This window comes from Yimella lutea, assembly GCF_006715095.1.
GTDB classification, from domain to species: domain Bacteria; phylum Actinomycetota; class Actinomycetes; order Actinomycetales; family Dermatophilaceae; genus Yimella; species Yimella lutea.
Genome location: NZ_VFMO01000001.1, coordinates 713,107 through 725,972, shown reverse-complemented (window position 1 = coordinate 725,972; position 12,866 = coordinate 713,107). Strand labels below are relative to the sequence as shown.

General features: G+C 67.4%; 13 protein-coding genes, 1 tRNA gene and 1 pseudogene. 7 read left to right on the top strand and 8 right to left on the bottom strand.

Annotated features, from left to right (window positions below; all coding sequences use genetic code 11):
* Nucleotides 1–9: 9 nt before the first annotated feature.
* Nucleotides 10–1,560 (bottom strand): helicase HerA-like domain-containing protein, encoded by a 1,551-nt coding sequence (locus FB459_RS03395; protein ID WP_246092304.1) that lies wholly within the window; start codon nucleotides 1,558–1,560, stop codon nucleotides 10–12.
* A 213-nt stretch (nucleotides 1,561–1,773) separates the two neighbouring features.
* On the opposite strand from FB459_RS03395, the gene FB459_RS03390 reads away from it, so the two are divergent.
* A complete protein-coding gene (locus tag FB459_RS03390) occupies nucleotides 1,774–2,298 on the top strand; it encodes a LytR C-terminal domain-containing protein (protein WP_141927475.1) in 525 nt (174 codons plus the stop codon).
* A 16-nt stretch (nucleotides 2,299–2,314) separates the two neighbouring features.
* Nucleotides 2,315–3,586 carry an alpha-hydroxy-acid oxidizing protein gene (locus FB459_RS03385; protein WP_141927474.1) on the top strand — a complete coding sequence of 424 codons (1,272 nt, stop codon included), beginning with the start codon at nucleotides 2,315–2,317 and terminating at the stop codon, nucleotides 3,584–3,586.
* Nucleotides 3,587–3,598: 12 nt separating this feature from the next.
* Here FB459_RS03385 and FB459_RS18190 read toward each other — a convergent pair.
* Nucleotides 3,599–3,787 (bottom strand): annotated as a pseudogene (locus FB459_RS18190) (helix-turn-helix domain-containing protein); the annotation flags it as partial.
* 99 nt (nucleotides 3,788–3,886) lie between these two features.
* On the opposite strand from FB459_RS18190, the gene FB459_RS03375 reads away from it, so the two are divergent.
* Nucleotides 3,887–3,976: transfer RNA gene (locus tag FB459_RS03375), tRNA-Ser, on the top strand.
* 54 nt (nucleotides 3,977–4,030) lie between these two features.
* On the opposite strand, the gene FB459_RS03370 is transcribed toward FB459_RS03375, so the two are convergent.
* The 4 genes from FB459_RS03370 to tadA all read right to left on the bottom strand — a co-directional run bounded on the left by FB459_RS03370 (nucleotide 4,031) and on the right by tadA (nucleotide 8,440).
* A complete protein-coding gene (locus tag FB459_RS03370) occupies nucleotides 4,031–4,804 on the bottom strand; it encodes an acetoin reductase (RefSeq protein ID WP_141927472.1) in 774 nt (257 codons plus the stop codon).
* 10 nt (nucleotides 4,805–4,814) lie between these two features.
* On the bottom strand, nucleotides 4,815–6,602 hold the full coding sequence (locus FB459_RS03365; RefSeq protein ID WP_141927471.1) for a flavin-containing monooxygenase: 1,788 nt from the start codon (nucleotides 6,600–6,602) through the stop codon (nucleotides 4,815–4,817).
* Nucleotides 6,603–6,691: 89 nt separating this feature from the next.
* Complete coding sequence (locus FB459_RS03360) at nucleotides 6,692–7,864, bottom strand: GAF domain-containing protein (protein WP_141927470.1); 1,173 nt, start codon at nucleotides 7,862–7,864, stop codon at nucleotides 6,692–6,694.
* Nucleotides 7,865–7,954: 90 nt separating this feature from the next.
* Entirely contained in the window at nucleotides 7,955–8,440 is a 486-nt protein-coding gene (tadA, locus tag FB459_RS03355) for a tRNA adenosine(34) deaminase TadA (RefSeq protein WP_246092303.1), read from the bottom strand.
* On the opposite strand from tadA, the gene upp reads away from it, so the two are divergent.
* Entirely contained in the window at nucleotides 8,439–9,080 is a 642-nt protein-coding gene (upp, locus tag FB459_RS03350) for a uracil phosphoribosyltransferase (RefSeq protein ID WP_141927469.1), read from the top strand. The two genes, tadA and upp, sit on opposite strands and share 2 nt — an antisense overlap.
* Before the next feature lie 4 nt (nucleotides 9,081–9,084).
* Here upp and FB459_RS03345 read toward each other — a convergent pair whose 3' ends face one another.
* Nucleotides 9,085–10,032, bottom strand: a complete 948-nt coding sequence (locus tag FB459_RS03345; RefSeq protein WP_141927468.1) for an MFS transporter — start codon at nucleotides 10,030–10,032, stop codon at nucleotides 9,085–9,087.
* Complete coding sequence (locus FB459_RS03340) at nucleotides 10,011–10,958, bottom strand: small ribosomal subunit Rsm22 family protein (protein ID WP_141927467.1); 948 nt, start codon at nucleotides 10,956–10,958, stop codon at nucleotides 10,011–10,013. The genes FB459_RS03345 and FB459_RS03340 overlap by 22 nt, the downstream gene beginning before the upstream one ends.
* A 146-nt stretch (nucleotides 10,959–11,104) precedes the next feature.
* Between FB459_RS03340 and FB459_RS17110 the strand changes: the two genes are divergently transcribed.
* From FB459_RS17110 to def, 3 genes are all read left to right on the top strand, one after another.
* Nucleotides 11,105–11,278 carry a hypothetical protein gene (locus FB459_RS17110; RefSeq protein ID WP_168990104.1) on the top strand — a complete coding sequence of 58 codons (174 nt, stop codon included), beginning with the start codon at nucleotides 11,105–11,107 and terminating at the stop codon, nucleotides 11,276–11,278.
* Between the two features lie 4 nt (nucleotides 11,279–11,282).
* Complete coding sequence (locus FB459_RS03330) at nucleotides 11,283–12,218, top strand: PH domain-containing protein (protein WP_170221667.1); 936 nt, start codon at nucleotides 11,283–11,285, stop codon at nucleotides 12,216–12,218.
* A 69-nt stretch (nucleotides 12,219–12,287) separates the two neighbouring features.
* Entirely contained in the window at nucleotides 12,288–12,866 is a 579-nt protein-coding gene (gene def, locus FB459_RS03325) for a peptide deformylase (RefSeq protein WP_129624248.1), read from the top strand.

The following is a 12,866-nucleotide window of genomic DNA, read 5'->3' as shown; positions in this document are numbered from 1 at the left end:
AACCAGCGGTCAGCGACGACGCCGAGCCGTCCCGAACAGGCTTCGGGTGATCTCGCGTCCGATGACGGTGCCGGCCGAACGAAGCATCGATTTGAAGGCACTCGACTTCACCACCTGCTCGACCACTCCCGGTTCCTGCTCGGCCCGCCGGGCGGGCGGAGCTGCCGGCGCGGGCGGCTCCGGGTCTGCGGCTGCGGGTTCCGGCGCCGCCTCCATCCGTTTGTTCAACATCTCGTACGCCGACTCGCGATCGACCGCGGCGCCGTACTTGGCGTTGAAGGGCGACGCGGAGACCAACTGATCCATCGTCGCTTCGGACGACGGCGCCATGAGCGAGGTCGGCGCTAGCATCCGCGTCCAGGCCACCGGCGTCGGTGCACCGCGCTCGCTCAGGACGGTGACGACGGCTTCACCGGTGCCGAGGGTGGTGAGCAGTTCCTCCAGGTCGTACTCGCTCGTCGGGAAGGTGCGGACGGTGCGGGTGAGCGCCTTCTGGTCGTCCGGGGTGAACGCGCGCAACGCATGCTGGACGCGGTTGCCGAGTTGGGCGAGGACGGCCTCCGGCACGTCCTTCGGCGTCTGTGTGACGAAGAAGATGCCGACACCCTTGGATCGGATGAGCTTCACCGTCTGTTCGATCGAGGCGAGGAACGCCTTCGACGCGTCCTTGAACAGCAGGTGCGCCTCGTCGAAGAAGAAGACCAGCTTCGGCTTCTCCGCGTCACCCACCTCGGGAAGGTCCTGGAAAAGGTCAGCGAGCAGCCACATGAGGAACGTGGAGAAGAGTTCGGGACGGTCCTGCACCTGCGGAAGTTCAAGACACGTGATGACGCCCTTTCCGTCCGGCGCAACTCGCATCAGATCGGCCGTGTCGAACTCCGGTTCACCGAAGAAGACGTCGGCGCCCTGGTCGGAGAACGTGATCAGCGAGCGCAGGATGACGCCGGCCGTCGCGGAAGAGAGGCCGCCGAGTTCCTTCAGGTCGGCCTTGCCCTCGTCCGAGACGAGGTGCTTGATGACCGCCTGCAGGTCCTTGAGATCCAGCAGCGTCAGTCCGCGCTTGTCGGCGTAGTGGAAGATCAGGCCGAGGCTGGACTCCTGGGTGTCGTTGAGACCGAGCACCTTCGCCAACAGAGTCGGTCCGAACGAGGTCATGGTGGCGCGGACCGGGGCGCCCTTGCCCCGTCCGCCGAGGGTGAGGAACTCGGTCGGGTAAGCGGTCGCGGTCCACTGTTGCCCGATGCCCTGCGTGCGATCGAGCAGCTTCTCGCTCGATTCGCCCGGCGTCGCCAGGCCGGAGATGTCGCCCTTGATGTCGGCGATGAAGACCGGAACGCCCTGGTTCGACAACTGCTCGGCCATCAACTGCAATGTCTTGGTCTTGCCCGTTCCGGTCGCGCCGGCGACCAGGCCGTGGCGGTTCATCATCGCCAGTGGCAGGCGCACCGGCGCGTCGGGATGCGGGGTGTCTTCGTCCATCGCCACCCCGAGCTGGAGGGCCAGGCCCTCGAAGCCGTACCCGGACTTGATCTGGTCGAGTTGCGTCGCAGATTCGCTCACGGCGACGACTCTAGACTCAGATCACATCCGAACACCGGCGAGCCGCCGGAACCAGCCGACCTAGACTGGCGCGGTGATCTCCCAGGCCGTGAGCGAAGTGCGCCCGTCCTTCGATCACGGCCTGGGGTGTCGTTACGGATCGACATGCCCACCGACATGGGCACCGATCGCCGTTGCACGCACGCGTCCACGTGATCTGATGGTGCCGATCTCATGAAGTACGCACAATCGACCGGACGCTCCCACGCCCGCGACCGCAAGCGCAGGCGTTCCCTCATGGTGCTCATCGGGGTCGGACTGGCCGTCGTGCTCGGATCGGCCTACGCGGCGGCGTACACCACCGGGATGATTCCGGGTAGTCGTCCGCCCCAGAAGCCGGCGAGCTGCTCACCCACGAAGGTCGTGCACGCCAACGCCGGGTTCGTCCTGAACGTCTACAACGCCTCCAGCGGCCAGGGCAAGGCCAAGGAGACGGCGAAAGCCCTGAAGGCGCACCACTTCACCGTCGGTGTTGTCAGCAACGACCCGTACCAGATGAAGCTGAAGACGGTCGGCCAGATCCGGTTCGGCCCGAAGGGCGCAGCCAAGGCGAAGCAGTTCGTGCAACCCCTCGTGCCGGGCGCCCAGAGCATGACCGACGGTCGCGACGACGACTCGATCGACGTCGTTCTGGGCGATGCCTTCCCGACGATCAACACCCCCGCGCCGACCACCAGCACCACCCCACCCGGCTGCTGAACAGGGAGTCCCCGAGATGACCCAGTTGCCCTTCGGACGCGAGATCCAGTCGCGTATCTACTCGGCGGGTGTCTTCGGTCGGACGCCTTCGGTGCCGACCCATGCCGACTCGCTGGAGCGCGCGGGGTTGAAGGCGATGAGCCCGCCGGCACGCGACTACGTGCAGACCGGTGCCGGATCCGGGTCGACGATGGACGCCAACCGTGCCGCCTTCGACCGACACCGCATCGTGCCGCGAATGCTGCGCGACGTGAGCCGCCGGGAACAGTCGATCTCCCTGCTGGGCAGCGATTTCCTCTCACCTCTGCTGACAGCCCCGATCGGTGTGGCCGAGATGGCACATCCCGATGCCGATCTCGCCGTCGCGCGCGGGGCGAAGGCCGCGGGCGTGCCGATGATCATCTCCTCGCAGGCGTCCGTGCCGATGGAGCAGATCGCCGCCGAACTCGGCGATCACCCGCGTTGGTTCCAGCTCTACTGGAGCAACCAGCCGTCCGTCGTCGAGTCGTTCGTGCGACGGGCCGAGGCCATCGGTGCGGGCGCGATCGTGGTCACGCTCGACACGACCGTGCTCGGTTGGCGCACGCTCGACCTCGATCGCGCGTACCTGCCGTTCGCCCGTGGTCTCGGCATCGCGCAGTACACGTCCGACCCGGCGTTCCAGGACCTGGTCGAGCAGCGCGTGAACGGCGGGCCGGGCAAACAGCCCGACGGACGACCGACCCCGGCCGCGGTGCGCTCGCTGCTCTCAATCACCAAGCACTATCCCGGCGAGTTCCGCGAGAACCTCCGCTCGCCCTATCCACGCGCCGCCGTCCAGACCTTCCTGGAGGTCTTCTCCCGAACCGATCTGACCTGGGACGACCTGGCGACGCTGCGGGAGATGACGGACCTGCCGATCCTGGTCAAGGGTGTGCAGTCCGTCAAGGACGCTCGGCTGGCACTGGAGGCGGGTGTCGACGGGATCATCGTCTCGAACCACGGTGGCCGGCAGGTCGACGGAGCGATCGCCTCCCTCGATGCGCTGGAGGCGATAGTCCCGGTGGTCGACGGGCATGTCCCGCTGCTGTTCGACAGCGGGATCCGTTGTGGTGCAGACGTTTACAAGGCGTTGGCGCTCGGCGCGTCAGCGGTCTGCATCGGCCGCCCCTACGTCTACGGGCTCGCGATCGCCGGTGCCGACGGGGTGCGTGAGGTGCTCGAACACTTCCGTGCCGAACTCGACCTCATGATGGCCACCACCGGCGTCACCTCGATCGCCGAGATCGACTCCTCGATGCTGGCCTGAGGTCGCCATGCAGACGTCGGTGACGCTCAACTCACCGATGCGCAGCAGCGCCTGGGCGCGCTCGACCCGCCGAGTCATCAGGTAGGAGTAGGGCGTTTCGCCGTACGCCTTCTTGAACGAGCGCTGGAAATGGCCGACCGACATCAGCGCATCGGCCGCGAGCGCGGGCACGTCGAGGGGCTGGGCGTAGTCGCGATCCATCCGATCGCGCGCCCGCCGCAGCCGGACGATGTCCTCGTGCTCCACCCGTCCAGTGTGCCGGTTTGGGGCGAACGTCGTCCGTCGGGTATGTTCTTCGGCGGTGGCGTGTCCGAGCGGCCTAAGGAGAACGCCTCGAAAGCGTTTGTGGGTTAACCCCCACCGAGGGTTCAAATCCCTCCGCCACCGCCAGATGGAACGAGGCGCCCGCAGCGATGCGGGCGCCTCGTTCCGTTTGCCGTCGGACTAACTGAAGACCATTCCGCCGTCGACCAGCACCGACTGTCCGGTCATGTAGTCCGAGTCGGGGCCAGCCAGGTACGACACCAGCTTGGCGACGTCGTCGCCGGTCGAAACGCGTCCGAGTGCGATGCCTGCGGCCATCGCCTTCATCGACTCGCCCTTGCCGACGTTGTTGATCGCGCCGAGATCGCGATCGATCTCCTCCCACATCGTCGTGTCGACGATGCCCGGGCAGTAGGCGTTGACCGTGATGCCGTGCTCGGCCCACTCCTGCGCGGCCGACTGGGTGAGCGCCCGCACCGCGAACTTGCTGGAGCAGTAGACACCGAGCAACGGAAATCCCTTGTGCGCCGCGATCGACGCCGCGCCGATGATCTTGCCGCCGTTGCCTTGGGAGATCATCTGCTTGGCGGCCTCGGTGTAACAGAGGAACACCCCTCGCCCGTTGACCGCGTGCACCCGGTCGTATTCCTCGGGAGTCACCTCGAGCAGCGCCTTGGTCTGGGCGATACCGGCGTTGGCGACCATGACGTCGAGCGACCCGAGTTCGTCGCCGGTCGTGGCCACCAACCGGCGTACGTCGTCGGCCGACGACACGTCACCGGTGGCGGCGACGACCTTGCCGCCGTGGGCCCGCAGCTCCTCGGCGGTGGCCTCGAGTGCGTCGGACATGCTGGGAAGGTCGGACACGACCAGGTCGTGTCCGTCGCTTGCCAATCGGTTCGCGATCGACTTGCCGATTCCGCGCGCTGCGCCGGTGATGTGGACGTTGGACATGACGGCTCCTTCAGGACAGGTGGACGGTTTCGGGGATGGCGTAGACGGGGGTGTCGAGCCCCTCCATGCGCGCCTTGAGCTGAATCGACAGGTAGCGCGAGTAGTGCCGGGACTGATGCAGGTTGCCGCCGTGGAACCACAGGTTGTCCTGCTTGGTGGGCTTCCACATGTTGCGCAGCTCGCCTCGCCACGGGCCAGGGTCCTTGGTCGTGTCGGAGCCGAGGCCCCAGCACTTGCCCACCTTGTCGGCGACCTCCTGGCTGATCAGCTTCGCCGCCCAACCGTTCATCGAGCCGTAGCCGGTGGCGAACACGATGAGGTCGGCGTCGAGGTGGCGTCCGTCGTCGAGCACCACCCCGGTCTCGTCGATGTGGTCGACGTTCGCCGGTGCGACGAGTTTGATTTCGCCCTTGGCCACCAGGTCGGAGGCACCGATGTCGATGTAGTAGCCGGAGCCGCGCCGCAAGTACTTCAGGAACAGACCGGAGTCGTCGTCGCCGAAGTCGAGCATGAACCCGGCCTTCTCCAACCCGTCGTAGAACTCCTTGTCGTTCTCGCGGATGACGTCGAAGGCCTGCTTCTGCACGCCCGGCAGCACCTTGTACGGGATCGAGGCGAAGATCAGGTCGGCCTTGTCGTGGTCGATGCCGTTGGCCAGCGCCTCCTCGGAGTAGAGCGGGCCGAGCACCTCGGTCATCAGCGACTGCGACCGCACGATGTGGGTGCTCGAACGCTGCAGCATCGTGACGTCGGCCCCGGCTCGCCACAGGTCGGCGCAGATGTCGTGGGCTGAGTTGTTCGAGCCGACGACGACGGCCTTCTTGCCGGCGTACGCGTCGCCACCCGGGTGCTGGGACGAGTGCTGGATCTCGCCCTTGAAGGTCTCCATGCCCGGCACGGTCGGCATGTTCGGCACACCCGACATGCCCGTTGCGAGCACCAATTGCGAGGGCTCGAGGGTGACCGGCGAACCGTCGCGCATCACCTTGACGGTCCACTTCTGGGTCGACTCGTCGTAGTCGGCCGACACGCACTCGGTGTTGCTCCAGTAGTCGAGCTCCATGATCTTGGTGTAGCTCTCCAGCCAGTCGCCGATCTTGTCCTTCGGCGTGAACACCGGCCAGTTCGCTGGGAACGGCAGGTAGGGCAGGTGGTCGTACCAGACCGGGTCGTGCAGACACAGGGAGTGGTAGCGGTTGCGCCATTGGTCGCCCGGACGCGGGTGCTTGTCGATGATCAGCGTCGGCACCCCGAGCTGCTTCAACCGGGCACCGAGCCCGATGCCACCCTGACCGCCGCCGACGATGACCACGTACGGCTGGTCCTCGTAACCCAGGCGCGCCTGGCGTTCCTTCTGGTGGTCGAGCCAGTTCTTGTCCTGGTTGGGGTTGCCGTGTTCGGCGCCGAGCGGACGCCGGGTGCCCCGGTTCTCAGGAAAGTCGACGAGTTCCTGCGAAGTGGTCAGCAGCGTCCATGCCTTGCCGTCGCGCAGCCGCACCAGGCCCTTGCCGTTGAACGCGTCGTTGTCGAACTCGAACCAGGCCTCGATCACTCCGTCGGCGTCGGCCGCTTCGGTCGCACGAATGTTCCTGGGGCGCAGGCCTTTTGCAGTGCCGTCGAGCATCGCGGTGATCTCGTCGACGCTCTCGGCCGTGTGCAGATTCCAGGTGAGCGTCACCAGGTCGCGCCAGTAACACTCCGGCCCGAACAGGTCGGTCACCGCGGCGTCGTCGTCGCCGCCGAGGGCTTGCTCGAACGAGCTCAGCCACTGCTGGGCGGTCTTCAGTTCATCGGTCATCACGGTCTCCTTCGAAGGTGATGTGGGTCACATCGCCGACGTTAGGAGTCAGGTGCGCAGCGAGAAAGCGTTGCAGAAGGTTGCAGCGGTCAGTCGATCGCGCACGGCACGGTGAAGCGGTAGGGCCGGCTCTCCAGCAGGCCGCCGAGGCGGCGTCGCAGCCGGGAGATCTCGGCCCGCACCGACACGGCGCTGCCGACCCCGAGCACGGTTTGCAGTTGGGCGACGTCGAGTCCGCCCGGCGCGGCCGCGAGCGCTTCGACCAGCACCATCTGCTTCGGAGTGAGCGCGAACCGCGCGTTCGCGGCGTCCGATGGGTCTTGCGCCTCCCCCACCTCCAGGGTCGGACGCGGGTGCCGCACCAGCCGCAGCTGCGGCTGCAGCGACTGAGTCGGGTGCAATGCCCAGCCCGACCCGACCGGCATGCACTCGAAGCTGCCGAACGCGGGCAGCCAGATCGCACCGGACGCGAATCCCCTTGGCGCCCAGACGCGTTCGGGCGCATCGATACCGCGGGCCGCGGCGACCCAGCCGTATCTGTCGACGACCAGTGCGGCGCGCTCGTCTGCGCCGGCAAGGTCGCGCAGCGAGCGGCGGTGGCTCAACGTGAGTTCCGACTCGACGGCCCGGACGGCGCTGGTCACCAGCGAGAGGGTGTGCGGGTGGGCGCTCGCAAGCGGCCCGGACAGCGTGATCGCCCCGATGACCGCGGTCGAGGCGGGGTCGCGGATCGGTGCGCCGGTGCACACCCAGCGGTGCTGGTCGGGGTTGGAGTGCTCCGCACCGAACAACTGGATCGCGCGCCTTTCGGTCAGCGCGGTGCCGAGCGCATTGACGCCGACGAGGTCTTCGGTCCAGCGGGCACCTTCGACGAACCCCAGCCGTTCCGACTCGGCGCGCACCGGACGTGGCCCGTCGACCCACAGCACGACTGCGTCGGTGTCGCAGACGACCATCTCGTTGCTCGACTCGACGGCCGTGTCGAGCAGCAACTGACGCAGCGGCTCGACCGCGGCCGCGAGCACCACCGAGGCGTCCCGCCGCTCGCGCACCTGGTCGACAGCGAGCGTGCCGATGGAACGAGCGGCTCGGTGCTCGGGCTCGTGGCGCGCCCATGCCCGCGCCACCTCGGGGCGCAGGGCGTCAGGGACCAGCCGGCTGCGCTGCCATTGCTCGTGCAGACGCGCAAGATCCGCGGCCTTGTGCCGCAGGTCGTCGAGAGCACGGACGGCTGGCGTCACCGGCAAGGTCGGGCTGCTCATCGGACTCCTGGGGTCGGGCGTAGGCGACCAGTCTGACCTATCGAAATGTGATCTGCACCACTTGGCGGGCCCTGGGGTGAGGAGTCGCAATCAGCCCTTGCGCCGCCGCCGTGCGCGGAAGAAGTCGGTGAGCAACTGCGCGCACTCTGCCTCACGCACCCCGCCGGCCACGGTCAGCTTGTGCGGGGAGCGGTTGGTCGCCGGGACGTCCCACACGCTGCCGCAGGCGCCTGCCTTCGCATCCCACGCCCCGAAGATCACCCTCGGGATGCGGGCCTGCATCACCGCACCGGTGCACATCAGGCAGGGTTCGAGAGTGACGACAAGGGTGCAGTCGTCGAGGCGGTAGTTGCCGTGCGTCTCAGCAGCTGCACGGATCGCGACGATCTCGGCGTGTGAGAGCGGGTCGTTGATCGCGACCCGCGCGTTGCGTCCCGTGCCGATCACCACGCCGTCCGCATCGAGCACCACGGCCCCGACCGGCACGTCGTCAGTGGCGAGCGCGGCACGCGCCTCGTCGAGCGCGATCTGCATCCAGTCGTCGGCGGCAGCGATCACCCGTAGAGTCTGGTCCATGCGTGTTCTGGTCGCCAATCACCCGCTCATCGCCCACAAGCTCACCTACCTGCGGGACGTGCGCACCGACTCCCCCACGTTCCGGCGCCTGGCCGAGGAGCTGATGACGCTGCTGGCCTACGAGGCCACCAGGGACGTGCGGGTCGAGCCGTTCGAGATCAACACCCCCGTCGCCCCCACCACCGGTATCAAGCTGTCCTCGCCGAAGCCGCTGATCGTGCCCATCCTGCGTGCCGGCCTGGGCATGCTCGAAGGCATGGTGCGGCTGTTGCCGAGCGCCGAGGTCGGGTTCCTCGGCATGCAGCGCGACGAGGAGACACTCGAAGCGGTCACATACGCCAACCGCCTTCCCGACGACCTGTCCGGGCGCCAGGTTTACGTGCTCGACCCGATGCTCGCCACCGGCGGTTCGCTGGCCATGGCCATCCGTTACCTGGCGGAGCGCGGCGCGGACGACGTCACCGCGGTCACGCTGCTGTGCGCGCCCGAAGGCATCGAGTTCATGGAGAAGGACCTCGCCGAACTCGAAATCCCAATCACGCTGGTCACCGGCTCGATCGACGAACGTCTCAACGAGCAGGGCTTCATCGTCCCGGGCTTGGGCGATGCGGGCGACCGTCTGTACGGCGTCGCCGACTGACCGGTCAGGTGAGCAGCGGCTCGTCGGCGTGCTCGGGAAGCCGTTCCATCGTCCGGATCGAGTGCACGGCGAGCGTCGACAGCGCGATGAGCGCGTAGAGCACGCCTGACGCGATCAACAGCGGCTTGAGCGGGACGGCAGTGGCGAGGACGCCGAACACGAGCATCCCGATCGGCATCGCGACGAACGAACCGACCATGTCGTAGCTGACCACCCGCGACAGTACGCTCGGCGGAATGCGTTCTCCCAGAGCGACATTCCAACCGGTGCCGAACGTCTCGATACCAGCGCCACAGGCGAACGCGGCGATCATCATCGGCGCAGTGACCGGATGAAGACCGAGCATCGCGATCATCAGGGCGGCTCCGACGCCGATCCCCAGCATCCCCGCGCGCAACGGCCGCAGGACGTGAAGCCGCAGGAGCACGAGCGACATCAACAACATTCCCGCCGCCTCGGCTCCCATCACCCATCCCCAGCCCTCGATCCCGAGGGTCTCGGTGTTCTTGGCGACCAGGGGGCCGAGGACGAGGATCGCGCCGCACTGGATGGCGTTCATGAAACCGAACGCGACGACGATCACCCACAACCAGGTGCGGGATCGGAACTCCGTCCACCCCTCGCGCAGTTCGTGGACGATGCCGGTGCCACTGCGTACAACGCCCGGCAGCTTCACCGGCAACAACAGCAGACTCGCCACGACGAACGACGCCGCGTCGATCGCGAGCGCCCACGGCGCCCCGCCCAGCGCGACCAGCATCGCGCCGAGGACCGGCCCGAGGAACTGTGCGGAGTTGCAGACGAAGGCCATCAGCGCGTTTGCCTGCTGCAAACCTCGCCGCGGCACCAGTTGAGGTACGAGTCCCTGCACGGCGGGTTGGGCGAAGGCGCTCGTCGAGGTTTCTTTGGTGGTTGCCGGACGCGGATGGGTCAGACCCAGGGGTCGCCCCACCGCAGGTCGCGGGCCTGCTTGTACGCATCCCCCTGCTTCTTGGTGACGACCCGTCGACCGGTCTCGCCCGCGGCATCACAGACGGTCAGATCGACGAACCCCTTGCGCTTGCCCGGGTGCCGCAGCACGCGCGCACCGGACGGCGAAGCACCGGAGCGGACGGCGAACACGAACGAGAACTTCTCGTCTTCGTAGCTGAGATCCCCACCCTTGATCTGTCGGTGCATTGCCGAACGCTCGACCCGCGCGGCAAAGTGGCACCAATCAGGTTGCCGCACAGGGCATTCCCCCGACTGCGGACAAGGAGCCGCGATCATCCAACCCGAATCGACGAGTTGTGCACGGGCGGCAAGGATCCGCTGATGTCCGTCCGGCGTGCCCGGCTCGATCAGGAACACCGCTTCGGACGCCGACGACCCCATCGCGTGGACCAGGGCAGCCCGCTGCGCCTCGCTCAGTTCCGAGAGCACGAACGACGCCATCACCAGGTCGGCGGCCGGTACGGCAGACCCGACCCTCCAGGTCTCGAAACGAGCATCGAACACGGACGAGGACAGTCGCTGCCCGCATTTCAACGCCGCGTCCACCTGGTCGAGCACGCGCACCGACGAGGGCTCGAACACCGACGCAGCCGCCCACGCCCCGGCGCCGGTGCCACCACCGAGGTCGACCACCGAGTCGATCCGGCCACCGAAGCACAACGAGGAAAGCGCGAGCGCCCGCTCACATGCGGCATAGGTCGCGGGCATTCGATATGCCGCGTACGCAGCCACGTCCGCGTCGGTCACAAGGATCGGCGCCTGCGCCGCCCCACCTCGCCGGTAGCGCTCGGACAGCCGCGCCGTCGCGGCGGCGAGCGTCGCGCGGGGGCGCCCGGCGAGCTCGTCCTCGAGAGCCGAACGCAACACCGGAGCCAGTGAGTTCACGAGTCGAAGCGTACGACCACCGGCGCGGCGACACTCCCGGGCGATGGCCACTCCAGTCACAGCCGTCACATCGCTGGCAGAATGAGCCGCGCAAATATGCTCGTCTTGAGCGGGCTGTCCCGCTCGCTCATCAACCGGAGGGTCCCATGGCGACCGAGAAGATCAAGAGGATCACCATCTGGGTGCTCTTCGCCTTCGTTCTCTATGCCATCTTCACCAGCCCTGACAAGTCCGCCGACATCGTCCGCAACATCTGGGACCTCCTGGCCTCCGGGGTCGAGAACATGGGCGACTTCTTCAAGGCCATCATCGGCAAGTAACGCCATGCCACGGCGTCCCCTCGACGATCCGAGCAACACCCGATCCTCGTGGGGTGAACTGGTCGACCCGCGCGGCGCGCAGACGATGCGCCGCTTCCTGGTGCACGGCGAACGGATGGTCGTCGTCCACCGTCCGCACTGGGCATCACTCGCCGGCACCGTCTTCTCGTTGCTCGCGGGCTTCGCGATCACGCTGTTCGTCGGGTTCACGGCACCGCCCTCGTTCGGGGTCGTCACGAACGCGATGTGGTACGTCCTGCTCGCGATGCTGGCCTACACGGTCATCGCGGTCTGGCTCTGGACCCGCGACTGGTTCATGGCCACCGATCAGCGGCTGGTCTGGCGACGCGGCATTCTCAACCGCAAGACCGCGATGATGCCGCTGGCCAAGGTGACCGACATGTCGTTCAACCAGCCCGTCATCGGACGCATCCTCGGCTATGGCGAGTTCGTCATGGAGTCCGCGGGCCAGGAGCAGGCACTGCGCCTGATCACCTACATTCCGCACCCCGAGGCGTCCTATCGGGCGATCTGTGGCGAACTGTTCAGCCATCCGGACGAGGACGCGATGCCGGTGATGGTGCCGACCACGGACGCGTACGACGACCGCGCCGACGACACCGATCCGTTCCTGCCCCGTCCGTCCTCGGCCCGCACCGCCACGAGGACCGCACCACCACGTCGGCCTGAGGGCGGGCGACCGATCTCCGACGTCCCGGAGTCCGACGTCGCGTCCCGCCTCGGCACCTATGTCGACCGTTACCGCGACAAGGCACGCACTCCGATGCGCGAACGCCTGCTGCGCGGCCCGCAGGTCACCGAGCCCGCACCCGACCACGAGAACGCGTCCCAGATCGACACTCCCTTCCAGGGCGACAGTTGGTCGGTGAGCCACGAGGACGCGTCCCCGCCGCAACGCATCGACCGCCGCGACCACTGATCACTCGACACCTCGGCGCGCGTGCGAAACTTGGTCGCTGATCCGTCACCACCCAGGAGAACCACGCACATGGCCGTCCGTCCCATCACGATCATCGGGCACAAGGCGCTGCACCAGCCGACCAAGAAGGTCAAGGAAGTCACGGACGAGATCCGGACGCTGGTCGCCGACATGTTCGACACCATGGAGGCAGCCAACGGCGTCGGCCTGGCCGCCAACCAAGTGGGCGCCCGCCACCGCATCTTCGTCTTCGACTGCCCGTCCGAACGGGGCGAGGACGACAACTTCGTCGGCGTCGTGGTGAACCCCGTGCTGGAGAAGGGGGTCGTGCCGCCCGGAGAGCCGGACGAGGACGACGGCCTGGAGGGCTGCCTGTCCGTACCCGGCGAACACTTCCCCACCCCGCGAGCCGAGTGGGCCCGCGTCACCGGCACCGACCTGGACGGTAACCCGGTCTCCTACGAGGGCGAGGGACTGTTCGCACGCTGCCTGCAACACGAGACCGACCACCTCGACGGCAAGCTCTACCTCGAGCGCCTCACCCCGAGCCAGCGCGACCTGTCGCGCCAGGCCCGCAAGGAACGCGGTTGGGAAGCAGAGGGCGTCACCAAGTGGGACCCGGCCACCCAGAAGGCCGACGACGTCTGA